General features: G+C 67.5%; 21 protein-coding genes and 1 tRNA gene. 10 read left to right on the top strand and 12 right to left on the bottom strand.

Going from position 1 to position 24,828, the window contains the following annotated elements; all coding sequences use genetic code 11:
• The first annotated feature begins 107 nt into the window (after positions 1-107).
• Together BRW65_RS02200 and BRW65_RS02195 are read left to right on the top strand one after the other, a co-directional pair.
• Positions 108-2,714: a flavin-containing monooxygenase gene (locus BRW65_RS02200; RefSeq protein WP_073870714.1), complete on the top strand. Its 2,607-nt coding sequence runs from the start codon at positions 108-110 to the stop codon at positions 2,712-2,714.
• A 31-nt stretch (positions 2,715-2,745) separates the two neighbouring features.
• Complete coding sequence (locus BRW65_RS02195; protein ID WP_073870712.1) at positions 2,746-2,994, top strand: hypothetical protein; 249 nt, start codon at positions 2,746-2,748, stop codon at positions 2,992-2,994.
• On the opposite strand, the gene BRW65_RS02190 is transcribed toward BRW65_RS02195, so the two are convergent.
• The 3 genes from BRW65_RS02190 to BRW65_RS02180 form a co-directional block, all read right to left on the bottom strand.
• Entirely contained in the window at positions 2,975-4,243 is a 1,269-nt protein-coding gene (locus tag BRW65_RS02190; protein ID WP_073870710.1) for a cytochrome P450, read from the bottom strand. The genes BRW65_RS02195 and BRW65_RS02190 overlap by 20 nt on opposite strands.
• 279 nt (positions 4,244-4,522) lie before the next feature.
• Positions 4,523-5,986, bottom strand: coding sequence for an FAD-dependent oxidoreductase (locus tag BRW65_RS02185; protein WP_073870708.1), 1,464 nt, complete (start codon positions 5,984-5,986; stop codon positions 4,523-4,525).
• A 130-nt stretch (positions 5,987-6,116) separates the two neighbouring features.
• Positions 6,117-6,653, bottom strand: a complete 537-nt coding sequence (locus tag BRW65_RS02180) for a VOC family protein (RefSeq protein WP_167373985.1) — start codon at positions 6,651-6,653, stop codon at positions 6,117-6,119.
• Between the two features lie 56 nt (positions 6,654-6,709).
• Between BRW65_RS02180 and BRW65_RS02175 the strand changes: the two genes are divergently transcribed.
• A complete protein-coding gene (locus tag BRW65_RS02175; RefSeq protein WP_084187664.1) occupies positions 6,710-7,357 on the top strand; it encodes a TetR/AcrR family transcriptional regulator in 648 nt (215 codons plus the stop codon).
• Between the two features lie 56 nt (positions 7,358-7,413).
• Here the strand turns inward: BRW65_RS02175 and BRW65_RS02170 are convergent, their stop codons facing one another.
• Complete coding sequence (locus BRW65_RS02170; RefSeq protein WP_073871004.1) at positions 7,414-8,238, bottom strand: SDR family oxidoreductase; 825 nt, start codon at positions 8,236-8,238, stop codon at positions 7,414-7,416.
• A 55-nt stretch (positions 8,239-8,293) separates the two neighbouring features.
• Here BRW65_RS02170 and BRW65_RS02165 point away from each other — a divergent pair, with 55 nt between their 5' ends.
• Positions 8,294-8,986, top strand: coding sequence for a demethylmenaquinone methyltransferase (locus tag BRW65_RS02165; RefSeq protein ID WP_073870704.1), 693 nt, complete (start codon positions 8,294-8,296; stop codon positions 8,984-8,986).
• Between the two features lie 7 nt (positions 8,987-8,993).
• Here the strand turns inward: BRW65_RS02165 and BRW65_RS02160 are convergent, their stop codons facing one another.
• A complete protein-coding gene (locus BRW65_RS02160) occupies positions 8,994-9,347 on the bottom strand; it encodes a DUF732 domain-containing protein (protein ID WP_073870702.1) in 354 nt (117 codons plus the stop codon).
• 91 nt (positions 9,348-9,438) lie between these two features.
• The gene (menJ, locus tag BRW65_RS02155) at positions 9,439-10,674 is read right to left on the bottom strand and encodes a menaquinone reductase (protein ID WP_139272822.1); all 1,236 of its coding nucleotides are present in this window, start codon (positions 10,672-10,674) and stop codon (positions 9,439-9,441) included.
• 15 nt (positions 10,675-10,689) lie between these two features.
• Here menJ and grcC1 point away from each other — a divergent pair, with 15 nt between their 5' ends.
• The 3 genes from grcC1 to BRW65_RS02140 all read left to right on the top strand — a co-directional run bounded on the left by grcC1 (position 10,690) and on the right by BRW65_RS02140 (position 13,137).
• Complete coding sequence (gene grcC1 / locus BRW65_RS02150) at positions 10,690-11,697, top strand: nonaprenyl/(2E,6E)-farnesyl/geranylgeranyl diphosphat synthase (RefSeq protein WP_073871002.1); 1,008 nt, start codon at positions 10,690-10,692, stop codon at positions 11,695-11,697.
• Between the two features lie 72 nt (positions 11,698-11,769).
• Positions 11,770-12,621 (top strand): zinc metalloprotease HtpX, encoded by an 852-nt coding sequence (gene htpX / locus BRW65_RS02145; protein WP_073870699.1) that lies wholly within the window; start codon positions 11,770-11,772, stop codon positions 12,619-12,621.
• Between the two features lie 159 nt (positions 12,622-12,780).
• Positions 12,781-13,137, top strand: coding sequence for a type II toxin-antitoxin system HicB family antitoxin (locus BRW65_RS02140; RefSeq protein WP_073870696.1), 357 nt, complete (start codon positions 12,781-12,783; stop codon positions 13,135-13,137).
• A 9-nt stretch (positions 13,138-13,146) separates the two neighbouring features.
• Here BRW65_RS02140 and BRW65_RS02135 read toward each other — a convergent pair whose 3' ends face one another.
• The 4 genes from BRW65_RS02135 to BRW65_RS02120 form a co-directional block, all read right to left on the bottom strand.
• Positions 13,147-14,700, bottom strand: a complete 1,554-nt coding sequence (locus BRW65_RS02135) for a SulP family inorganic anion transporter (RefSeq protein WP_073870693.1) — start codon at positions 14,698-14,700, stop codon at positions 13,147-13,149.
• 246 nt (positions 14,701-14,946) lie between these two features.
• Positions 14,947-15,972, bottom strand: coding sequence for an NAD(P)H-dependent glycerol-3-phosphate dehydrogenase (locus tag BRW65_RS02130; RefSeq protein WP_073870690.1), 1,026 nt, complete (start codon positions 15,970-15,972; stop codon positions 14,947-14,949).
• A gap of 41 nt (positions 15,973-16,013) precedes the next feature.
• On the bottom strand, positions 16,014-17,498 hold the full coding sequence (locus BRW65_RS02125) for a flavin-containing monooxygenase (RefSeq protein ID WP_073870689.1): 1,485 nt from the start codon (positions 17,496-17,498) through the stop codon (positions 16,014-16,016).
• A 24-nt stretch (positions 17,499-17,522) separates the two neighbouring features.
• On the bottom strand, positions 17,523-18,014 hold the full coding sequence (locus BRW65_RS02120; RefSeq protein ID WP_073870688.1) for a YajQ family cyclic di-GMP-binding protein: 492 nt from the start codon (positions 18,012-18,014) through the stop codon (positions 17,523-17,525).
• Between the two features lie 69 nt (positions 18,015-18,083).
• Here BRW65_RS02120 and BRW65_RS02115 point away from each other — a divergent pair.
• Positions 18,084-18,167 (top strand) — tRNA-Tyr (locus BRW65_RS02115).
• Positions 18,168-18,174: 7 nt separating this feature from the next.
• Here the strand turns inward: BRW65_RS02115 and BRW65_RS02110 are convergent.
• Both BRW65_RS02110 and BRW65_RS02105 read right to left on the bottom strand, forming a co-directional pair.
• Positions 18,175-19,095 carry a DMT family transporter gene (locus BRW65_RS02110; RefSeq protein ID WP_073870687.1) on the bottom strand — a complete coding sequence of 307 codons (921 nt, stop codon included), beginning with the start codon at positions 19,093-19,095 and terminating at the stop codon, positions 18,175-18,177.
• Positions 19,096-19,178: 83 nt separating this feature from the next.
• The gene (locus tag BRW65_RS02105; RefSeq protein ID WP_073870686.1) at positions 19,179-20,048 is read right to left on the bottom strand and encodes an oxidoreductase; all 870 of its coding nucleotides are present in this window, start codon (positions 20,046-20,048) and stop codon (positions 19,179-19,181) included.
• An 86-nt stretch (positions 20,049-20,134) separates the two neighbouring features.
• Between BRW65_RS02105 and BRW65_RS02100 the strand changes: the two genes are divergently transcribed.
• Both BRW65_RS02100 and BRW65_RS02095 read left to right on the top strand, forming a co-directional pair.
• Positions 20,135-21,121: a diacylglycerol/lipid kinase family protein gene (locus tag BRW65_RS02100; protein WP_073870685.1), complete on the top strand. Its 987-nt coding sequence runs from the start codon at positions 20,135-20,137 to the stop codon at positions 21,119-21,121.
• 449 nt (positions 21,122-21,570) lie between these two features.
• Positions 21,571-24,810, top strand: a complete 3,240-nt coding sequence (locus BRW65_RS02095; RefSeq protein WP_073870683.1) for a thioester reductase domain-containing protein — start codon at positions 21,571-21,573, stop codon at positions 24,808-24,810.
• The last annotated feature ends 18 nt before the right edge of the window (positions 24,811-24,828 follow it).

Raw genomic sequence — 24,828 nt, 5'->3', positions numbered from 1 at the left:
GCGTGAAGCGGTGACACATTTTGTGGAGACCCGCCGGCGCCGGTCGCCAGCAGATCGAGTATTGCCGTACTCAAGACAGCCGGTGGGCACGGCGGGATCATCGGGTGATGACCGATACAGCCAGCACAGACCGGCCGACACCGGACCTCGACGTCGTCGTGGTGGGCGCGGGTATCGCGGGCCTGTACCTCGCCTACCGGCTAAGCCGCGCCGGATACCGGTTCCGCGTCTTCGAGGCCGGCGACGACCTCGGCGGCACGTGGTACTGGAACCGCTACCCGGGCGCCCGGGTCGACGTGCCCAGCGTCGACTATATGTACAGCTTCGATCCCGGCTGGCGGCGCGACTGGCAGTGGTCGGAGAAGTACGCCACCCAGCCGGAGATCCTGCGCTACCTCAACCACGTCGCGGACAAGCACGACCTGCGCCGTCACCTCACCTTTTCGACGCGGGTCCGCCAGGCACGCTGGGACGACGAGGCCTCCCTATGGCGGGTGAGCACCGACCGCGGGGACGAGGTCTCCTGTCGTTTCGTCGTGATGGCGACGGGCTGTCTTTCCATGCCGAAGCCCGCCGAGGTCGCGGGCCTGGAGCGGTTCGCCGGCGAGGTCTACTTCACCAGCCGCTGGCCCCACGAGCCCGTCGATTTCACCGGCAAGCGGGTGGCGGTCATCGGCACGGGTTCCTCAGGCGTTCAGTCGATTCCGGTGATCGCCCGGGACGCGGCACAGCTGGTGGTGTTTCAGCGGACGCCGAATTTCTCGATCCCGGCCCACAATGGTCCGGTGCCGCCGGAGAAGGTCGCGCGGCTGCAGGATGAGGCGGGATACCGCGCGACGGCCAAGCTTTCGTTCGGCGGCATTCCGATGGAGCGCGACATCACCCCGACGTTCAGCGTCTCGGAGACCGAACGCCAACGACGCTACGAGCGCGCCTGGGCGGACGGCCTGCTGTTCGAGGCGATCAACGTCTTCGGCGACGTGCTGAGCAATCCGGCGGCCAACGACGAATACGCGGAGTTCTTCCGCACCAAGATCCGCTCGATCGTCGACGATCCAGACACCGCCGCCGAACTGTGCCCGACCGATTACCCGCTGGCGACGAAGAGGCCGTGCCTCGACACGAACTACTACGCCACCTACAACCTGCCGCACGTGCGCCTGGTCAATGTCCGCAAACATCCGATCCGGCAAATCACGGAAACGGGAATCGATATCGCCGACGAGTCGTTGGCTTTCGACGCGATCGTCTTCGCCACCGGGTTCGATGCGGTGACCGGTGCGATCACGGCCGTCGACATCAGGGGCCGTAATGATCTGGCGCTGAAGGACAAATGGGCCGATGGGCCGCAGACCTACCTCGGCTTGACCGCCGTCGGCTTCCCGAACCTGTTCTTCATCACCGGTCCCGGCAGCCCGTCGGTGTTGACCAACATGGTCGTTTCGATCGAACAGCACGCGGATTGGGTGCTCGACTGCCTCGGCGATCTGGCGGCGGGCGGATTCGAGGTCATCGAGCCCACCGAACTGGCCGAAGCGGGGTGGACACAACACGTCAACGACTGCGCCGACATCACCCTCTACCCGCAGGCGAACTCGTGGTACATGGGCGCCAATGTGCCCGGCAAGGCTCGGGCTTTCCTGGCTTACTGCGCGGGCTTCGACTTCTACCGCGCCGGCTGCGATGAGGTCGTCGCGCGAGATTACCTGGGTTTCACCAGATCCGGGCCGGAAGGCGCGCGTTGCAACGACGGGGTGGTGCGCCGGCTGCAGCCGGACGTCGAGATGGTCCTCAACGAGGTGGCGGCGCTGAATCTGCCGCCGATGGAATCGATGGTCGTCGAGGAGGCCCGCGCGCTCTACGCGCAGATGTCGATGGCCCGACCACCGGGACCCGATGTCGGCGAGATCGTCGACGGTGTGCTGCCCGGCCCCGCGGGCGATTTGGCCTACCGGCTGTATCGGCCCACCACCCCGGGTCCGCACCCGATCGTCGTGTATTTCCATGGTGGTGGCTATGTTCTCGGTGACGCCGCCTCGGATGATCCACTGTGCCGCGACCTTTGCGTGCGCAGCGGCGCGATCGTTGTCTCGGCGGACTACCGCCATTCGCCCGAGCATCGGTTTCCCGCGGCCGTCGACGACGCGGTGGCCGCGGCGCGGTGGGTCGGCGACAACGCCGAGGCGCTCGGCGGAATCCCGGGCCGGCTGGCGGTGTGCGGCTGGAGCGCCGGCGGGGGGCTCGCGGCCGTGGTATGCCGGCTGGCGAGGGACACGAACTGGCCCACTATCGTGGGCCAGGTGTTGTTGGCGCCCTTGACGTCCGGCGACATGACGTGCGCATCCTTCACTGAAAATGCGGACGGCTATGGCCTGACGACACCGCTGCTCAGGTGGTGCTATGACCACTACATCGACGCGGCGGATCGAGACGACCCCCGATTCGCACCGCTGAACGCCGGCGACCTGTCCGGGCTGCCGCCGGCGACGGTGGTGACCGCCGAGTTCGATCCCCTGCGCGACGTCGGCGAGGCCTATGCCGCCGCGCTGGAGGCGGCGGGCGTGCCGACCGAGCAGGTCCGCGCCCGCGGTCACACCCACCTATCGGTGCAGATGGTCGACGTGGTCCTCTCTGGTGCGCCGGTGCGCGCGCGGATGGCGGATGCGCTACGCCGATACTTGGTGGAGACAAGGGTTTCCCTGCCCACGCCCTGACGGCTCGGCGGCACAGAAAGGACTCGCGAAGATGGTCACGACGCGCCCGGAGGCGGCGGAATACGTCAAGGACGCCGGAGGACTGAAACTCGTCGTCTTCGGGGCGGACGGGCACGAGGTCGCGGCGATGTTCGTCCAAGGGGCGGTGACGTACGACCCGGAGGAATCGACCTTCATCGCCGTCGCCGAGGACGGTCACCCGGTGGGCGAGCTCTTCGTGGACGAATCGGTCGATTACGACCAGAGCATCGACGCCTTCGTCATCCGCACCGCGCGCTAGTCGCGGTGCTCTCGATCTCCGGCGTGAATTCGACTGGCAGCGTGGTCGGTCCGCTCAGCCCGGTGAGCGGCTTCCATGGCGCGGGCCCGGTGCGGTGCGCGTTGGGCATGCGCCGCGCCATGGTCGCCAAGGCTTCGGCGAGCTCGAGCCGGGCCAGGTTGGCGCCCAGGCAGTAGTGCATTCCGGCGCCGAACGTCTGCATCGGCGGGGCCCCCACGCGGGTGATGTCGAGTCGGTCCGGGTCGTCGTAGACGGCGGGGTCGCGGTTGGCGGCGGCGGTGTTTACGATGACCACGGTGCCCGCGGGAATCAGCACCCCGGCGATTTCGACGTCCTCGAGGGCGATGCGCAGGGTGGCGACCGCGATGGGTGAATGCCGCATCGTCTCTTCGACCGCACTGTTGGCGAGCTCTGGGTGCTCGCCCAGCAACTGCCACTGGTCGGGACGGTCGCACAGCACGTGTACGGAAGCGGCCAGCTGGTTGCGGGTGGTGTCGGTGCCGGCCATCAGCAGGCCCGCCGCCAGCATGCGTAGTTCGTCGGCGGTGAGATGATCGCCGTCGTCCTCGGCGCGGATCAGGTCGGAGATGAGGTCGTCGGTCAGCCGGTGGCGTCGCTGCGCGACCATGTCATCGACGTAGGCGTCGAGTTCGTCCCACGCGGCCAAGATGGCGCGCTGATGGCCGGCGACCTCCCAGCTGAAGGCCTTGAAGATGTCGTCGGTCCATTCCGAGAACAGTTTCCAATCCTGCGCCGGGGCGCCCAACAGCGCACAAATGATCGGGATGGGGTATTGCCGGGCGATGTCGGTGACCACGTCGCAGCGCCCAATTGCGGTGTGGTGGTCCAACAGCCCGGTGATCACCTCGTCGATCGTCTCGCCCAGCCGCGCGGTGGCTCGCGGTGTGAACGCCTTGGACACCAGCCGGCGCAGCCGATGGTGCTCGGCCCCGTCGAGACTGATCAGATTGGTGGCGACGCGCTCCCACAACGGGCCGGTGGTGATGCCCTGGGAGGCAAGGAACATGCCCTGCGGTACGCGGAATCGCGGGTCGCGCAGCACACTTCGGACCAGTTCGTAGGTCAGCACCTCCGGCCCGTGCGGGCCGATCGCAATCGGTGCCCGGCGGCGCGCCTCGTGGAGAATCAGGTGAGCCTCGTCGGGGCTCTGGCAATGCTCGTAATCAATCGTCGGCAGGCCGGCATCGAAGACGCTCGGGCAGGTCGACGCGTCAACCGTGAGTGTCATGGTGGTGCTCCCGCAGTGCGTTGGTTGAGTCCTTCCGCCACCAAGTCTGGTGGGCGCTCGACCGGCGCACACGCGTAGTCGACTACCTGTATTGCGGTGTCGGCATTACGAAAGCGGTTGGTCTCACAGCGCGGCGGGTGGAAAACGATAGCGCCCCGCGGCGATGCCAGTGCTTACGGCCACGTGCGCGACGACTACCGCGTCATGGCTAAAAGCCTTGGCTACCAGGGGCATATCGCGTGCGCCGAGGCGCTGCCATGACGGAGGTCAGTCCAGCCTTCACACGCTGAGCGGGCCGCAACGGATCTCCAGACGCTCCCGCACCGTGTCGAGCACCCGGCGCTGGCGCTCGCGTTCCCGGCGGTGCGTGAGCATGAACCGGGCCATGCCCGGCACCCGTCGCGGCAACGGGTACCACTTATCGAAATCGAGGTCGTTCTCGGTGAATACGCGACGGGGGACGTCGTCGTAGATCAGGCTCAGGTTGTGCTGAACGAGCGCGAAGAGCACGTACGGAAATGCCAGCGGCGCCTTCTGCCTCAGATTCATCCAGTCTATTTCGTAGAGCGGGATATCTTTGAGCTTGCCCAGGAACATCAGATGGCCCAGGAAATACCCCATGAACGCCGGCAGGTGCAGCATGGCCGACCGCACATTGATGGAAACGACTGCGCCACTGGGAGATACGTACGGCTCGTACGGGTATTCGTCGGGGAACTTGACGTATCCCGTGCAGTTGACGACCCAGCTGCCCGCTTCGATGGTCTTCGTCGATCCGCTCCGGAACACCAACTCGGTGGTGCCGTTGCGATCGACCGCATCCTCGAAATAGTCCATCACGAGATCGTTCAGCCCGGCGGAGATCGTGCGGTTCTCGGCCTCGGACAACACTCCCAACACGAAGTTGTCCGCCTGGGGCGTCAGGAATGTGCCATGCGTGGCGCGATACCAATCCTGCACCTCTGCTTCGTTCGTGCCGTCGTACCGGTGACTCAACTGCGCGGCGACGGCGCTCGGCGGCGTGCCCGCCCACCAGCGGCGGGCGCCGCTCGGCAACAGGTCGTCGCGGCTGGAGAAGAATGTGCCCCGGCCGGCGACCAGGTTGACCTCCCGGCCGGGGTAGGTGGTGATCAGTGCGTGCGCAGTGTCCATCGCGGTTTTTCCGCCGCCGATGATCCACACGGGCGCATCGCTTTCCCTGATGTCGCCGGCGCGCACGTCGCAGTAGTCGGGCGACACCGAATGGACGCGCCTGCTCGAGATGCCGAGCGGTTCGTTCGGCGTGACCCCGAGGCCGTAGGCCTTGATCAACCGGTTGGTCTCGACGACGAGCTCCCGGCCGTCGGCGGCCCTGCAGGTGACCCGCACGATCCCGTTCGCCTCTTGTGCGGACTCGAAGTCCCAGCCGAGATACTCCTCGACGCCGACCCTCTCCCGTATCACGTCGACGCAGTGCTCGAAGTGGGCGAGCACCTCGCCCTTGGTAGCCAGATAACTGCGATCCTTGCCGAGCGTCCAGCCGATGTTGCCCGCCGTGAACATGCGGTGCGGCTGGTGCAGCCGGACATAGGGGTACACGTCGACCCACATGCCGCCGACGCGGCTCCGGCGGTCGATCAGGATCACCTTCTGCTCACGCGACAGATAGCGGCTCGCGGCGAACAAGGCATTCAACCCGGCGATGCCGGCTCCGACGATGCAAACATCGCTGGTTGCCACCGGCGCGGACTGGGGTGCGGACATCGGACCGCCTTTCCTCGCAGATGCCCACAATTATGGGTCCGCGCCGCGCGGCCGACATGCGTAATCGACTACTCGATTGATGGTCTGCTGACATCCGCGGCGGTTCACCACCGAGGCGTTCGCCCTGGTGCTACGCGGACGGCACCGGTTCACCTCGTGCAGCGAAGAACTCGATGTTGAGCGGGCTCGTGCGAGGCGGGTTCGGGTCTCGCAACAGCGACTCCGCCTGCTGCGCGCTCGCTGCGTCGGGCTGATGCACCCAGTAGCTGCGCTCGATGAAATTGCCGTCCGGGTCGTGGGTGTAGATCGAGATCACCGTGCCATGATCGACCCGCATCACGTCTAGACCGTGTTTTAGCCAACGGTCCTGCGCCGCGTCGAGACTGGGCAGGTCGTCGGCGCCAAAAGCAATGTGATTCACCCAGTTTGGCAAGCCAAGGCCGCGTGAGATCGCGAGATCCATACCGACGTAGCGATCGCCGTGCAGCTCGAACAGGGCTAGCAGCGACCCGTCGCCCGTGTCGTAGAAGACGTGCCGGAACCAGGCATCGCCCTCGGGTGCGTCGCCGGCCTCGACATGGACCAGCCGAAAGCCCATTGCCTCTGTGTAAAAGCGGTGTGCCGCGTCGAGGTTGCTCGTCGCGATCGCTACGTGGTGGAATGCCATGATGCACATCCTTGATTCCAGTAGTACTGCACTTAATACAGTAGCACTGTATCTAAATGGCTGAGGAAGTCAAGCCTCGCCGGCCGTACCGATCGTCGGCGCGCGCCCGGCAGCGTGAGGCAACACGCGCGGCGATCGTCGACGCCGCGACGGCGGCATTTGTCGAGAACGGCTATGCGGCGACCACGATCGCGCAACTCGCCGCGCGCGCCGGGGTGTCGGCGGAGACCGTCTACGCCGTCTTCGGCAACAAGCGCGAAGTGTTACGCGCGGTGGTGGAGCAGGTGTCGACGGGAGCGCCCAGCACGGACGCGTGGCGAACGGGGGACTGGCTTGCGCGGGTCAAGGCCGAGCCCGACCAGCGCCGCCGGCTCGAGCTGATGACCGACGCCACTCGGGACGTTCTTCGCCGCGTTGCGCCGATCGACGAGATCATGCGCTCAGCGGCCCCAACTGATCCGGAGATTGCCGAGCTTCAGGACGAACTCGAGCGCCGAAGGCGCAGCGACCTTCGGGGGCTGGTCCAGCTGCTCGCCGAAGTGAAGCCGTTGCGCGTGTCGACCGAAGATGCGGTGGACCTGTGGTGGGCGCTCGGTCACAGTACCGGACCGTACCGCTCGTTGACCGTCGATCGACGCTGGAGCGACCGACGGGCGCGCGCCGCATTGATCGAAGTCGTCGCCCGCGCTCTTCTCGACGACTAGAAGTCGACGAACGCGCAAGAGACGGCGACCGCCCCGTGCGCGACATCCCCGGCTGGCTACCCCTGCGCGAGCTCGGCGACGGGCTGCCACTCCTCCCAGTTGCGCAGCCGGCTCTCGTAATCTGCCCTGGCCGTCTGCAGCGGCGAAGCGCCGAAAAACACTCGCAGCGGCGGCTTCTCGGCGTCGACCACCTTGAGCAGCGCGGCGGCCGATGCCTCCGGATTGCCCGGGCTGGCCCAGCGCTTGCTGCGGTCGGCCTGCACGGCGGCGCGAATCTCGTCGTACGCCGGCAGCGGATCGGCGTGCTTGGCCGAATCCCCGGCCCAGTCGGTGTCGAACCCGCCGGGCTCGATCAACGTGACGTGCACGCCGAACGGGGCGACCTCTTGGGCCAGCGCCTGCGAAAAGCCTTCCAGCGCCCACTTGGACGCGTGGTAGATGCCGACCAACGGGAACGCGGTGATGCCCCCTATCGAGGACACCTGGATGATGTGGCCGCTGCCCTGCTCACGCAGATACGGCAGCGCGGCCTGGGTGATCCACAGCGCCCCAAAGACGTTGGTCTCGATCTGATCGCGCGCGTCTTGTTCGGACAGCTCCTCGACGAACCCGAACTGCCCGTAGCCGGCGTTGTTGACCACGATGTCCAGGCGCCCGAAGTGGTCGTGCGCCTGCTCGACCGCGGCGAAGTCGGCGTCCCGGTCCGTCACGTCCAGGCGAATCGGCAACAGCGCGTCGCCGTACTTCTGGACCAGGTCGTCGAGCGATGCCGTGTTGCGGGCCGTGACGGCGACCTTGTCGCCCCGCTCGAGGGCCGCGATCGCCCATGCGCGTCCGAACCCTCGCGATGTGCCGGTGATAAACCAAACTTTTTCAGTCACGCCGTGTTGCAACGCCGACGCCACCGCGTAATTCCCGCCCGGTAGCGTTTCCCTCGTGAGTCGTGCGGCGCTGGACAAGGACCCCCGGGACGTCGCGTCGATGTTCGACGGAGTCGCCCGCCGCTACGACCTGACCAACACCGTACTGTCGCTGGGACAGGACCGGTACTGGCGGACCGCCACCAGGTCGGCGCTCGCGATCGGCCCCGGCCAGCAGGTACTCGACCTGGCCGCGGGCACCGCGGTATCCACCGTCGAGCTGAGGAAATCGGGGGCGTGGTGTGTGGCGGCCGACTTCTCGGTCGGAATGCTTGCCGCGGGGGCGGGGCGCAACGTCCCGAAGGTCGCCGCCGACGCCACCCGGCTACCTTTCGGCGACGACGTATTCGACGCCGTCACAATCAGTTTCGGGTTGCGCAACGTCGTCGACCCGCAGGCGGCGCTGCGCGAGATGGCCCGCGTCACCCGGCCGGGCGGCCGATTGGTGGTATGCGAATTCTCCACGCCGACCAATGGGCTGTTCGCCACCGCCTACAAGGAGTACCTGATGCGGGCGCTGCCGCGGGTGGCCCGTGCGGTGTCGAGCAACCCCGACGCCTACGTGTACCTCGCCGAGTCGATCAGGGCGTGGCCCGACCAGTCGAAGCTGGCGCACGAGATTTCCCGGGCCGGGTGGGCGGCGGTGCGGTGGCGCAACCTGACCGGCGGCATCGTCGCGCTACACGCGGCGTACAAGCCGCTGCGTTGAGAACGGATTAGTGGGCGCCGGCCCGCTGGACGAAGCCGACCTGGTCGGGGCAGTAGTGGTCCACCGCGGCCCCGAGGAACTGGAACGCCTGGCCCTGGGTGGTACCCCGCGGCAGGTTGTGCTGGATGAAGTTCGCCGACTTGTAAGGGTCGCCGTCGACGCCGCGGCCGATCCGGTCGCAGGTGATCTTGCCCAACCAGGCGAGCTGGTCCTGCGGCTGGTAGATGCCGAAGCCGTTGACCGTGTTCTTGAACGGGGCGTCGTAGTCGTTCGACGGCGGCGGCGAGGCCAACGCCGGCGCGGCCAGCGCGATGGCGGTGGCGGCCAGGCCGCCGATAGTAGCCAGCTTCGTTCCCTTCATTAGCCGGACTATACACCGCTCGCCGGGCGCGCGCGGAAAAATGTCAACGGCCCCAATCCGGCCGGATGAACGTTTGTGCAGGTCAGCGGGCTCAGCTGAACGGCGCCCGGCGATCGATCAACCGCGACAGCCGGCCGCCGCCCCGCCAGGCCCGCGCGACCCAGTCGGCGTCGTCGTCGGTGACCAGGTTGGCCATCACCCGCACGGCGATCGTCATCAGCGTCGGGGAGCGCATCGCGATCGGTCCCGTCGCGGGCAGGAAGCGCTGAAAGGTCAGCAACAGCGCCAGCCTGCGGGCAACGGAGAATCCCCGGCCGTAGTGCTGCTGCAGCAGCGACGGCCACACCCGCGACAGATCGCGGCTCTCCAGCAGCTCGGCGGCCAGTCGCCCGGTCTCCATCCCGTAGTCGATGCCCTCCCCGTTGAGGGGGTTGACGCAGGCGGCGGCGTCGCCGATCAGCACCCAATTGGGGCCCGCCACCCCGGACACCGCGCCGCCCATCGGCAACAGCGCCGACGACACCGCCCGCGGCGGCCCGTCGAAGCCCCATTCCTCGCGGCGCAGATCGGTGTAGTAGTTGATGAGCGGCCGCAGCGCCAGGTCGGCCGGCCGCTTCGACGTCGACAAGGCCCCGACGCCGATGTTCACCTCGCCGTTGCCCAGCGGGAAGATCCAGCCGTAGCCGGGCAGCACTGTGCCCTTGGGGCCCTCGGGTCCACGCAGTTCCAGGTGCGACGTCAGCCACGGGTCGTCGGCACGCGGGGTGGCCAGATACCCGCGGGCCGCGACGCCGTACACCGTCTCCTGATGCCAGCGCCGGCCCAGCTTGCGGCCCAAAGAAGACCGCGCTCCATCGGCGACGATCAACTGCCGGCAACCCACCTCCGTGCCGTCGGCCAACGTCAGCGACGCCACCCGCCTAGACGAGTCGTGGTGCACCGCAACGGCTTTCGTTCCCAACATCATCCGCGCGCCGGACTCCTCGGCGACTTTGCGGATCCGGTCGTCCAGCTCGAGTCGGGCCACCGCGCTGCCGGTCGACGGAAACGACGGGCCAGGCCAGTCGACCTCCACCTGGCCGCCGAACCCGCTCATCCGCAGGCCGCGATGCCGGATGCGGGTGTCCAGCCATTCGCCCAGGCCGAGCCGCTCGCATTCGGCGACCGCGCGCGGCGTCAGCCCGTCACCGCACGCCTTGTCTCGGGGGAAGCTGGCGGAGTCGATGACCAGCACGTCGTGGCCCGCCCGCGCTGCCCACGCGGCCGCCGCCGAACCGGCGGGGCCGGCGCCCACGACCACCAGGTCGGCTTTCGTCTCCACGCTCACCAGTATGTTGGTCGGGTGAGTACTCCGGCGACGGTGGTGGCGGGCATCGACTTCGGCGACCCTGGCTTCGCCGCGACGGTGCGCGACGGTGTCGGGCGGATCGAACAGCTGATGGACACCGAGCTGCGCAGCGCCGACGAGGTGATGACCGACTCGCTGACGCACCTGTTCAAGGCCGGCGGCAAGCGATTCCGGCCGCTGTTCACCGTCCTGTCCGCTCAGATCGGGCCGAACCCCGACGCGCAGGAGGTGACGATCGCCGGCTCGGTGATCGAGCTGGTGCACCTGGCCACGCTGTACCACGACGACGTGATGGACGAGGCGGAGGTGCGCCGCGGCGCGCCCACCGCGAACGTGCGCTGGGGGAACAACGTCGCGATCCTGGCCGGGGACTACCTGTTTGCCACGGCGTCGCGGTTGGTGTCGCGGCTCGGGCCCGAGGCGGTGCGGCTGATCGCCGAGACGTTCGCCCAGCTGGTGACCGGGCAGATGCGCGAGGGGCGCGGCAGCGCCGAGGGCGTCGATCCCATCGACCACTACCTCAAGGTCGTCTACGAGAAGACCGCCTGCCTGATCGCCGCGGCGGGCCGGTTCGGCGCCATGTTCTCCGGCGCCGACGCCGAGCAGGTCGAGCGGCTCAGCCGGCTCGGCGGCATCGTGGGCACCGCCTTCCAGATCTCCGACGACATCATCGACATCGACAGCGACTCGCACGAGTCCGGCAAGCTGCCCGGCACCGACGTGCGTGAGGGCGTGCACACCCTGCCGATGGTCTACGCGCTTCGCGAGCCCGGCCCCGATGCGGCGCGGTTGCGTGAGCTGCTGGTCGGGCCCATCGACGACGACGCGGCGGTGGCCGAGGCGCTGGCGCTGTTGCGGGCGTCCCCGGGGATGGCCAAGGCCAAGCAGACGCTGGCCGAATACGCGGCGCAGGCGCGCGACGAGCTGGCCCTTTTGCCGGACGTCCCCGGCCGGCACGCGCTGCAGACGCTGGTCGACTACACCATCAGCCGGCACGGTTAGCGCGTCGGGGGAACCTTGGCCGCCGGTTCAGGCGTTCAATGAGCGATAGTTGATGCTCCAAGGAGGACACCGATGACCTGGCATCCCCATGCCAACAGGCTGAAGACCTTCGCCCTGTTGGTCGGTATGTCCGCGTTGATCGTGTTTGTGGGCTCGCTGTTCGGCAGGACGGCGATGTTCCTGGCGGTGGTGTTCGCCATCGGCATGAACGTCTACACCTACTACAACAGCGACAAGCTGGCGCTGCGGGCCATGCACGCACAGCCGGTATCCGAGCTGCAGGCGCCGGTGATGTACCGGATCGTGCGCGAGCTCGCCACCGCCGCGCACCAGCCGATGCCCCGGCTGTACATCAGCGACACCAACGCGCCCAATGCATTCGCGACCGGCCGTAACCCGCGCAACGCCGCCGTGTGTTGCACCAGCGGCATTTTGGGGATCCTCAACGAACGCGAGTTGCGCGCGGTGCTGGGGCACGAGCTGTCCCACGTCTACAACCGCGACATCCTCATCTCCTGCATCGCCGGCGCGATGGCGTCGATCATCACCGCGCTGTCCTACGTGGCGATGTTCTTCGGCGGCGACCGGGACGGCGAGAATCCCGCTGCGCTGCTGCTGGTTTCGTTCCTGGGCCCGATCGCCGCCACCGTGGTGCGATTGGCGGTGTCACGGTCGCGTGAGTACCAGGCGGACGAATCGGGTGCGGTGTTGACGGGCGACCCTCTGGCTTTGGCGTCGGCCCTGCGCAAGATCTCGGGAGGCGTCCAGATTGCCCCGCTGCCGCCGGAGCCGCAGCTGGCCAGCCAGGCGCACTTGATGATCGCCAACCCGTTCCGCGCGGGCGAGCGCATCGGGTCGCTGTTCTCTACGCACCCACCCATCGAGGACCGCATCCGCCGGCTGGAGGCGATGGCGCGGGGCTAGCGAGGCGATGGCGTGCGGCCAGCCGAAGCATGAGCGCGTCGCGGGATTTGATATCGCCCGCGCTATCAAATTCGGCGGGAGCCATATGGTCCGGAGAGAGGCCCGTCCCTGGGGATGAGTGACTCCCAAATTTGATATCACTCGTGCTATCAATCGGGCGTGGACCACTACACCTATCGAGCGCAGTGGTTGCCCGACTACGACGAATACCTGGGCGTGTGCGTCGAATTGCCGTACCTGAGGCGCCAAGCGCCCACCGCGCCCCAAGCGGTGGCCGCCATCGAGGAGGCCGTCGCCGAGCATGTGGAGGTCCTGCGCGCCTGCGGCGATTCCATACCGGAACCGTTGTCGCAGCGCCGCTACAGCGGGAGATTCCTCGTGAGAACCTCGCCGGAGTTGCATGGCCGCCTGGCGCTGGAAGCCACCGAGCAGGGTGTGCCGATGAACCAGTGGATCGTCCAGAAGCTCAGCGGGAGGGCCCCGAGCAGCACTTTCGGGCTCTCCGGCTGGGATTGAGCACGCCAATCAGGCTGCGGCTTCGGGCCTTTCGGGTTCGATGACCTCGTCCGCATTCTTGCGGGGGGCGTGGCCCGTCTCGAACCTTCCGCGGATATGCACTGTGCCCCCGTTGGCCTCGTGCTGGTGCCGCCAGTCGCTGATCGTCTGATGCGCCGCGTGGTCCAGGTAGTGCACCGAAACATCCACGGTGACAACGGTTCCGGTGGGAACGGAGGCCAGCACCCGGGTGAGCCGCGGGAGTGCCAGGAAGGTGCACGCGGCACCCTCGATCTGCACCTGCCACTCACCGTCGACGGACCTGGCCTCGGCCTTGGCCCGGATCACCCGCCAACCGGTCAGCGCGATTGCCAGCGCGAGCCCGATCAGCACCCCGTGCAGCAGATTGAGGAACACGACACTGACGGCTGTCACGACGTACACGGCGAGATCGCCGTGCTTCGTCGCGGTTTCGATGTGGGCCGGCTTGAGCAGCTGGATGCCGATGACGATGAGCAGCCCGGCGAGTGCGGCGGTGGGTATTTCGTCGACCAGTCCGGCGAACGGGATGGTGAACAGCAGGATCCACACACCGTGCAGCAACGCCGAGGCGCGTGACTTGGCGCCCGCGTTCACGTTGGTCGAGCTGCGGACGATGACACCGGTGATGGGCAGGCCGCCGATGGTGCCCGACACCATGTTGGCGGCACCCTGCCCGACCAACTCGCGGTTGAAGTCGGTGCGTGGCCCGTTGTGCATCCGGTCGACCGACACCGCGGACAGCAGGCTTTCGACGCTGGCGATGAGCGCGACGGTGATCACGCCGATCGCGACCGCGCCCCAGCCGTCGTGCGGAATGTCGGGCAGCTGCAACGCGTCCAGCGGCGACCCGTCGAGGTCGATGCGGCGCACATGGAACGGAAAGACGACCGATACCACCGTCACGACCACGATCGCGACCAGCGGGCCGGGAACGCGGCGCACCTTGGCGGGAACCCACCGCCAGCAGACGAGGATGGCGATCACCAGCGCGCCCAGGAGGACCCCAGGACGGTGGGCGTCGATGATCTGCCCCGGCAGCTCGATGACGTTGTGCCAGGCCGTGCTCTTGGATTTTCCGCCCAGCAGAACGTGCGCCTGCTGCAGCGCGATCGTGATGCCGATGCCGGCCAGCATGGCGTGCACGACCACCGGCGAGATCGCCAGCGCCGCCCGCGCGACGCGGCTGAGCCCCAACAGCACCTGCAGGGCGCCCGCGGCCACGGTGATGAAACACGTTACGCCCCAACCAAAGTCGGAAACCAAGTCGGCCACCACCACCGTCAGCCCGGCCGCTGGGCCGCTGACTTGTAGCGGCGAGCCGCCGATGGCGCCGACCACGATGCCGCCCACGATGGCGGCGATCAGGCCGGCCAGCACCGGGGCGTTGGACGCGATCGCGATCCCCAACGACAACGGGAGGGCGACCAGGAAGACGACCAGCGACGAAGGCAGGTCGTGGCGGATGATCGACCGCACGCGGTCTTTTCGGGGGCTAGTGGTCTGATCGTGAGGTTGATTGCCGAGCTCTTCGATGTTTTGCATCGGTCGCTTCCCTCGTTAGGTGTTAGCGGGGGATGTTCCGATATCCGCCCCATATTGCGCTGTATTACGTCGGCGTAAACTCTTGGCGCACAAACGGTTACGACCCGGCCGGACCCACAGTGGCACGGCCGGGAATCCCTGGCTGCTGCATCGACGGTATTTTGCTGGCAAACCAAGGGTCAAGCGGATGGGCCGGGCCCATATGGAATGCAAAGATTTGAATTTGCCCGGTGTCAGGCGGCCACGTCAGAAGCCCGAACCGTGGACCTCGTGGCCCGGAACCTCGGCGATCAGCCCGCGGTAGGCCTCCTCGACGCTCGATCCGTGGTTGATCACCGCGTCGACCTCACGCGCGATCGGCATGCTCAGGCCGAACTCGTTGGCGAATTCCATGATCACGCTGGCCGCCTTGACCCCTTCGGCGACCTGGTTCATCGAGGCGATGATCTCGTCGATCGGCTTGCCCGCACCGAGTTGTTCACCGACGTGACGATTGCGGCTGCGCTGGCTGGTGCAGGTGACGATGAGGTCACCCAGGCCGGCCAGGCCCGGGAAGGTCTCGGGGTTGCCGCCCAGGGCCACGCCGAGCTTCGTCATCTCGCGCAGCGCGCGGGCGATCACCAGCGCGCGGGTGTTCTCCCCGATGCCCAGCGAGTAGCCCATCCCGACGGAGATGGCGTAGACGTTCTTCAGCGCCCCGGCCATCTCGACCCCGATGACATCGTCGGTGGTGTACACCCGGAAGCGCCGGGTGCGGAACAATCCGGAAAGCCGGGTGGCCAGGTGCTGGTCGGGCATGGCCAGCACCGCCGCGGCGGCGTAACCCTCGCCAACCTCGCGGGCGATGTTGGGCCCCGCCAGGATGCCGGCCGGATGACCGGGCAGTACCTCTTCGATGATCTGCGACATCCGCATGTTGGTGCCCTGCTCGAGCCCCTTGACGAGCGACACCACCGGCACCCAGGGCCGCAGTTCCTTGGCCAGCTCGGTCAGCACGCCGCGAAAACCGTGGGACGGAACGCCCATGACGACGACGTCGGCGCAGTTGGCCGCCTCGGCGAAGTCGGTGGTGGCGCGCAACGTGTCGCTGAGCACCACGTCGTCGCCGAGGTAGCGGCTGTTGCGATGGTTTTCGTTGATGTCCTTCGCGGACTCCTCCGAGCGCACCCACTGCAGCGTCGGTCCGCGGCGCGCACAGATGGACGCGACCGTGGTTCCCCAGGAACCGCCACCGAGGACAACGACGTTGGGTTCGCGCATCTTTGCCGCCATGACGATCAGCGTATTGCCGACATCGAGGATTTAGAAGCAGTTCACCCGGCGAGTGCCCGGTCGGATGCCCGGCCGAACACCATCGCCTCCTCGATGCGGTCGAAGCGGTAGTCGATGGCGTCGGCTAGGTAGTTCTGCCGCACATTCCACGGCCGCTTGGTTCCCGACTTCGGCAGGGCATGCACCGAGCGCAGCACGTAGCCGGCGTTGATGTCCCACGACGGCTTCTCGGTCATCGGCTCGTTGCCGCGGTGCGGGTAGGCGTGCGTGTAGCCGTGAGCGGCCATGTACGCCAGCAGCTTTGCCGTCGCCCTTGCGGTGATGTCGGCGCGCAGCGTCCACGACGCGTTGGTGTAGCCGACGCACCAGAACAGGTTGGGCACGTCCTCGAGCATGTGCGCCTTGTAGACGAAGCGGTCGTTGGTCTTGATCTCGTTGCCGTCCAGGCTGATCGCGGTCCCGCCCAAGGCCTGCAGCTGCAGCCCGGTGGCGGTGACGACGATGTCGGCGTCGAGGTGCCCGCCGGATTGGAGCGCGATGCCGGTGGCGTCGAAATGGTCGATGTGGTCGGTGACCACCTCGGCGCGGCCCACGCTGATGGCGTTGTACAGGTCGGCGTCGGGGATCAGGCACATCCGCTGGTCCCACGGGTTGTACCGCGGTTTGAAGTGGGTGTCGACGTCGTAGCCGGGCGGCAGGCTGGCGATCGCCTTGCGCCGCAGCAGCCACCGCACCAACCCGGGCGCCTTGCGGGACAACGCGAAGAACACCGCCTCGGTCAGCGCGCTATACAGCCGGACAACCAGGTGGGCGGGCCTGCGCGGCAGCACTTTACGCGCGACGGCGGCGACCTTGCCGTATTTCGACGCCGAGATCAGATAGGTGGGCGAGCGCTGCAGCATGGTCACCTTGGCGGCGCGATCCGACAGCGAGGGAAGCAGCGTGACCGCGGTGGCCCCGCTGCCGATCACCACGATCTTCTTGCCGGTGTAGTCCAGGTCTTCCGGCCAGTGCTGCGGATGCACCACGGTGCCGCCGAACTTCTCGATGCCCGGGAACTCGGGGGTGTACCCCTCGTCGTAGTTGTAGTAGCCGCTGCCGAAGAACAGGAACCGGCCGCGGTAGTGCCTGGGTGCGCCGTCCTGCTCGACGGTGACCGTCCAGGTGTCGGTCGAGGAATCCCAGTCGGCCGAGCGGACATGGCTGTTGAACCGGATGTGGCGGTCGATGCCGTACTTGCGCGCCGTGGCGGCCAGGTACTCGCGGATGTGCACCCCGTCGGCCACGCCCTCCTTGCGGGTCCACGGCTCGAACGGAAAGGACAGCGTGAAGATGCTGCTGTCCGAGCGCACACCGGGATAGCGGAACAGGTCCCACGTGCCGCCGATCTGCGCGCGCCGCTCCAGGATGGTGTAGCTCAGCTGCGGGTTGCGCTCCATGATCCGATAGGCCGCATCGATGCCGGAGATGCCGGCGCCGACGATGATGACGTCGGAGTAATCGGCCTCGCCAGGGGTCATCGCCATTGAGAACCTCGCTTTTCTCGCGGCCTACCGGTAGTTCACGAATTGCAGCGCGACGTCCAGGTCGGCCTGCTTGAGCAGCGCCTGGACGGCCTGCAGGTCGTCCCGCTTCTTGCTGGTGACGCGGATCTCGTCGCCCTGGATCTGCGTCTTGACGCTCTTGGGTCCCTCGTCGCGGATCAGCTTGGTGATCTTCTTGGCGTTCTCGCTGCTGATGCCCTGTTTGAGGGTGCCGCTGACCTTGTAGGTCTTGCCGGAGGCCTGCGGTTCGCCGGCGTCGAAGGCCTTCATGGAGATGTCGCGGCGGATCAGCTTCTCCTTGAAGACGTCGACGGCCGCCTTCACGCGTTCCTCGGTGGACGACGTCAGCTCGATTGCCTCGTCGCCCTTCCACGCGATCGTGGTGTCGGTGCCGCGGAAGTCGAAGCGAGTGGCCAGCTCCTTGGCGGCCTGGTTGAGTGCGTTGTCGACCTCTTGGCGCTCGACTTTGCTGACAATGTCGAACGATGAGTCCGCCATTGGATCCGTCCCTTCATCCGGTGATGGCCGTTTGTGCTTTGTCTACCCCCTCGTTGTAACCTGTCTGGCGGCAGGTTGCCCGAGCGGCCAATGGGAGCGGACTGTAAATCCGTCGCGAAAGCTTCACAGGTTCGAATCCTGTACCTGCCACCAAGCTTCATCAGAGCGCGGGCTTCACGGCTTTCGGCTCGTCGGCGATTCTCACGTCGCGCCCGGCGCCCGCCGACACGGTGGCGGCCTCGCCGCGAGCCAGGCCCACCGTCGCGACGATCACCAGCGCGGCGGCTACGGCCAACACGACCCAGTCGAAGCCGTGGGCGTCCAATGTCTCGCCCAGCACGGTGATGCCGAGGATCGCGCCCACGATCGGTTTGGCGGCGATGATCGTCGGCAACGAGGCGGTCAAGGCGCCTGCGCGGTAAGCCGATTGGTGAATGATCATCCCGGCCGCCCCGCAGAACACCCAGCCGTACACCTCGGGCCTGGTCCACAACTGCTCGGGGTTGTGTTCGATGATGTCGACGACGCCCTTCATCAGCACCGCGAACACCGCGAGGAGTGAACCGGCGACCGCCGCGAGTAACAGTGCGGCCGCTGGGCGATCCGACCAGACGCGGGCGCCGACCATCGCCAACAGCAGCGGCGGTGCCATCGCCACCGCGACGATCAGCCAGACCTGGGCCGCCGCGCGTTGCTGGCCGCCGGTCGGGTCACCGACCGCGATGACGACCACCAACGCCGCGGTGAGCAACACCGCCCACATCCATTCCCCCCGGGTGACCGGGTGCCGGCTCATCCGCGCGTAGATCGGCAGGGCGAACAACAACGAGGTCACCTGCAGCGACATCACGAGCAGCACCGAGCCCTTGTCCAGAGCCGCGGCCAGCAAAACGTAGCTGGCGATGTCGCCGAGTCCGCCCATCAACCAACGGGTATCGCGCAACAACATGCCAAACAGCGCCAGGTGGCCGACCGGTTTATCGGTGACCTCCTGCGCGGACCGCTGGCGGACCACGTTGCCGATCGCCGACGCCAGCGCGGCAAGGAGGGCAAGGATCGCCGCCATATCAGTGGCCGACATGGGTCCCCTCCTCGCGTGGGCGTCGCTGCACGGATTCGCTCACCAATCTAGTCGGGCTGCGGCAAACCGCCCGCCGAGCGCATTCATAGCGGGAAAGCGGTGTCTGTGAGCTGCTCGGACAGCTTCCACAGCGCCGCGGCGGTGCCCGCCCGCTTGGCCGGCCAGTTACGCCAGGTCGGCTGGGTGCGGCCATACAGGCCAAAGCGCGGGCCGACGAAGGTGTCGCCCGGCAGATCCTGCGAGACCGCGTACAGCGTCTGCCTGGCCCCGAAGTCGGCATCGGTGGACACCAGGCGGTCGACGGCCAACACCGCCGCGTCGCCCAGCTTGCGGCCGGAGTTGCCCTGCAGGTTGGTGTGCGACCAGCCCGGGTGGGCGGCCAGCGCGCGCAGCGCAGAACCGGCCGAGTCCAGGCGCCGCTGCAGTTCGCTGGTGAACAGCAGGTTCGCCAGCTTCGACTGGCTGTAGGCCAACCACGCCGAATACGGGCGGGACCGCCAGTTCAGGTCTTTGAGGCTGACGTAGCCGAAGTGGTGCATCAGCGAGGACACCGTCACCACCCGGTCGGTGAGTTTGGGCAGCAGCAGGTTGGTCAACGCGAAGTGGCCGAGGTGATTGGTGCCGATCTGGCCCTCGAAGCCGTCGGCGGTCACCGCATGTTTGGTGGCCATGATGCCGGCGTTGTTCACCAGCACGTCGACCGCCGCCATCTCGTCGGCGAAGCGCCGCACCGAGCCCAGGTCCTGCAGGTCGAGGTGGCGCACGTCGACGTCCCCGGCCATCCGGTCGGCGGCGGCCTTGCCCTTCTCGGTGTTGCGTACGGCCAAGACGACGCGGGCGCCGACCCGCGCCAATTCGCGGGCGGTCACTTCCCCCAGTCCGGCGTTGGCGCCGGTGATCACGACGGTGCGTCCGGCGAAGGAGGGCAGGTCTGCTGCGGTCCAACCAGGCATGCAGCCCACCCTAACTACGTGATCCCACCCACCGTAACGCCGCAGGTATCGTGCGTGGGATGGCCGATGGAACTCCGACGCCGCGGATGTATCTAGGGATCATCGTCAATCCCCTCGCGCGCCGGAACCGCGGTGCGCGCGGTGACCGCGTCGCCGAGCTGCGCCGCATCGTCGGCCCGTGGGGCGAGGTCCACGAAACCGCCTCGATCGAGGAGCTGGGCAAGACCCTGGACCAGCTCCACCCGCGCGTCACGCACCTCGTCGGCGACGGCGGCGACGGTGCGCTGCACTGGCTGATCAACGAAATCGAGCGCTGCGAAGGCGACCCGGAACGCTGGCCGACGTTCGTGCCGTCCAACGGCGGCAGCGTCAACGCCGTCGCGCGCAAGGCGCGGGTGGGCGGGCGGCCCGATGCCATCGTCCGCGCGCTGGTGGCCGCCGCCGAGGCCGACCGGCCCCCGCCCGAAATACGTCTGGACACCCTGCAACTCGACGGCGAGACCGCGGACGGCGCGGCGTTTCATCGCCTGTGTTTCGGGCTGGCCGCCGGGGGAGTCGGTAACCGGTTCTACGACATGTATTACGGAAAGCCCGACCACGGCCGGACCGAGGTCGCCCGGGTGATCGGCCGCTCGTTCCGCGACTACCTCGCGTCCAAGGTCGGCCGTTCTCAGGCCTCCAGTTACTCGTCGGTGCTGTTCACCCCGACGCGTGCCAAGGTCGTCATCGACGGCGAGGAGGTTCCGTCGCGGACGCACCGGGTGCTGCACGCGGGCGCGATCGATCTGCGGATCGGGGGGCCGTTCCGGCTTTTCCCGAAGGCCGAGAATCCCGGCGCGCTGCATTTCCAGGCCGGCGAGATACGACCCTCCAGGATCGTGGTCCAGCTGCCCGCGGCGCTCACCAACGGCACGCTGCGGGCGCCCGGGGTGCGTGACGTGAACGGCCGCGAAATGACCATCGAGGCCGAGGGGGAGCCGCTGTCGCCGATCATCGACGGCGAACGGTTCGTCGGCATCACCCGGTTGGTGGTGCGCGCCGGACCCCGGATCCGGGTTGCCCAGCCGGGCTGACTCCGTAGGTCAGCAGCGGCGACCGGTTCACCCGTGGCGAAACGCACTGGTTACCGCTAAAGGGAAGCACGGCATTCGCATCGTTGGACCGGGGTTATGCTCTTTGCGGTGGGGATACGAAATGAACCCGGCAAATATGCCGGATTTGGCACAGGGCAATTCATGATAAATGTAAATGCGTAACTCAGTATTCGCGCGTTTACGCAGGGGCGCACTGCCTAAACACACTGGTAATACCATAAACTGAGATACTGAAGTCCGTAGTCACGTATTCGATGACCGGCGGTCGGCGACCGTGGTTAAGCCTCTCCTGTGAGATTAATGTGCGATGGCCCATAATGGCCTCCACGCTTTGCTTGACCGCGAGCAGCGGCGTTACATTGGGCGTTATCAATTGATCCGAAAGTTCTTATCGCTCACAGTTGACCCGGAAGGGGGTGGCTCCTGCGATGGAGACGCTCATAGATCATCTGCACCTGCGCGAAACCAGCACACCGGACAAGACCCTCTTCCGCTTCGTCGACGACGAAGGCCGCGAAGTCGAGCACTACACCTATCGGAGCTTCTCCGAGCGGACCCGCGAGCTGGCCGCCTACCTGGCGACGGAAGCCGGCCTGCGGCCGGGCGATCGCGCGCTGCTGGTCTACCCGCCCGGGCTCGAAATGATCGCGGCGTTCTACGCCTGCGCGCGCATCGGCGTGATCGCGGTGCCGGTCAGCCCGCCGCTGCCGATGTCGTTCGAGTCGGGCCTGGCCAAGCTGAGCTTCATCGCCCGGGACTGCCAGGCCACGGCGGTGCTGTCGACCAAGCAGTTCGAGTACGACTACCGCCTGCTGCTCAACCACCTCGACGGCGGCTCGCCATGGCCCGACGCCCAGCGGCCGCCGGAGCTGCCCTGGTTCGGAACCGACGGCACGCAGGAGTTCGGCGGTGCCCACGTCCCCGACACCCCGGGGCCGGTGCTCTTCCTGCAGTACACCTCCGGTTCCACCAGCGACCCGAAGGGTGTGGTCGTCAGCCACGCCAACGTCATCGCCAACGCCTCGGCCTTCGCCGGCGGCGAGGTGCTGGTCAGCTGGCTTCCGCAACATCACGACATGGGTCTGATCTCCGCCTACCTGTTCATCCTGCTGGTCGGTGGCACCACGCACGCCATGTCGCCGCTGGACTTCCTCAAGCGGCCGTCGGCGTGGCTGCGGCTCATCAGCGACGTGCGCGCCACCCACACGCCGGTGCCCAACTTCGCCCTCGAGCTGTGCCTGCGCGAGGACAAACTGCCCACGTCCGAGCTCGCCGGGATCGACCTGAGTAGCCTGGAGAGCATCGTCGTCGGCGCGGAACCGCTGCGCGCCAGCACGTTTGCGCGCTTCCGGGAGCGTTTCGCCCCCTACGGCCTGGAGCCCAACGCGCTCACCGGCGCGTACGGCATGGCCGAAAACACCCTGATCGTGTCGCTTCGCGGCCGCCAGACCCTGGCCCTGAACAAGCGCGCGCTGGAAAAGAACATCGCGCGGGTCGAGAAGGCCCAGCCGGAGAACAAGAACCAGGCCCCGGTGGTGAGCTGCGGCAAGCCGATCGACGGCAACGTGGTTCGCATCGTCGATCCCGAAACCGGTGAGGCTCTCGGGGAGGGCCGCGTCGGCGAGGTTTGGGTGGACGGGCCGTCCAAGGGCGGCGGCTACTGGAACCGACCCGAACTCGCCGCGGAGGCGTTCGCGGCCCGCATCGCCGGCGACCCTGAGCACAGCTATCTGCGGACCGGCGACCTCGGCTTCCTCTACGAGGGCGAGCTGTTCGTGTGCGGCCGCAGCAAGGACCTGATCATCGTGCGCGGCGTCAACTGCTATCCCTCGGACATCGAGGGCATCGTGGAGCGGTCGGCGCCGGAGGTTCGCGGCGGCTGCGTCGCCGCGTTCGCGGTGGAGCGCGACGACCAGGAGGTGCTGACCGTGGTGGCCGAGGTCCGTGACACGGACGCGCTGCCGGACGGCAAGGCGCTAGCGCGGGCCATCCGCCGGCACGGCCACATCGACCCGCACACCATCGCCTTCGTGCCGCCGCACAGCATCCCCAAAACCACGTCGGGCAAGATCCGGCGCTCCTCGACGCGGCAGCTCTGGCTGGAGGGCAAGCTGCCCGTCCTGTCGAGTTACACGCACCAGGCCCACGAACGGGCGGACACCGACCCGGGCCCGCTGGACCGGTTCCGCAACCTGATCGAGAGCTACGACCTCACCGGGCAGGAGGACTGCTCCTTCGCGGATCTCGGCATCGATTCCCTGGCGCTCGCCGAGCTGCGCGCCGACCTGCAGGCCCTGCTCGAAGAGCACGGCGCGGGCGCGTTGGCCGAGGAGGTCAACACCCGCCTGCTCCAGCGGCTCACGGTGGCCGAATTCTTCCGGCTGATGCGGCAATTCGGCGAGGAGTCGGGCCAGCCCCTCGATGCGCTGCGTCAGGCGCTGGACCAGATTTCGGCCGAGTACGAGGCCTACGAGGTGGCCCGGATGCGCGCCGACGCGCAGCTGCCCCTGCCGGCGCTGCCGCCGGCGCGGTCGGGGACGCCCAGCGACATCCTGCTGACGGGCGCGACCGGGTTCCTGGGGCCGTTCCTGGTCGCCAGCCTGCTCGGCAGGACGTCCTTCACCGTGCACGCACTGATCCGCGCCACCGACGAAGCCCACGGGCTGGACCGGATCGTCGCGTCGCTGCGCAAGGCGCGGCTGTGGACCCCGGCCCTGGAGGCCGAGGTAAGGGCCCGGGTGCGCGTGGTCTGCGGTGACCTCGCCGAGCCGCAGCTCGGCATCGGCGAGGAGGGGTTCCAGAGCCTGGCCGAGAGCGTCGACGCCATCCTGCACAACGGCGCCCTGGTCAACTACGTCCGGACCTACGACGCCCTGCGCCCGGCCAACGTGATCGGGACGCACGAGCTGCTGCGCCTCGCCATGACCGCGCACCGCAAGACCTTCCACCTGGTGTCCAGCACCTTCATCTACGGCTGGAGTGTCAAGCCGGTGGTCGGGGAGTCCGACGCGAACCTGGAGATGAACGCGCTGGACTTCGGCTACTCGCAGACCAAGTGGGTGGCCGAGCAGCTGGCCTTCGCCGCGCAGCGGCAGGGGCTGGACGTGCGCATCTTCCGGCCCTCGCTGATCTCGCCGACCGGCGCGGGTTTCGGCAGCGGCGACGACATCCTGGTGCGCACGGTGGCGTTCATGATCGAGCACGGCATCGCCGCCAACGCGCTCAATCAGCTCAGCCTGCTGCCGGCGGACCTGATCGCCGATCACATCGTCGCGCTGATGGACCTGCCGACTGATGCGGGCACGGTTTTCAACATGACCGCGGACGACTACTACAACCTGATGGACATCACCCGCGTGCTGTCGGAGCGCTACGGCTATCGCTTCGACTACCACGACATCCCGGAGTTCGCCGCCGAGATGAACCGTCGCTGCACGACCCGGGACCCGATCTATCCGCTGGTCGACTTCCTCACCCGGTCGGCGGACAAGATCGCGGCGATGCGGGACAAGCGCTACGGCAACACCCAATACAGGAGTGCGCGCGAGCTGGCCTCGGTCCGCCTGCGTGAGCCGGCGCTGGCCGAAACGGTCGAGAATCTCGTCCGGTTCTTGCGCAGTGAGCGCCTGATCACCGAGGCTGAGGCCGAGGCGCAACGCAGCGCGTGACCCGCGCGGCAGACCAAG

Source organism: Mycobacterium paraffinicum (assembly GCF_001907675.1).
In the GTDB taxonomy this organism is placed as follows: Bacteria; Actinomycetota; Actinomycetes; order Mycobacteriales; family Mycobacteriaceae; genus Mycobacterium; species Mycobacterium paraffinicum_A.
This window is presented reverse-complemented; position numbering and strand designations above follow the sequence as displayed.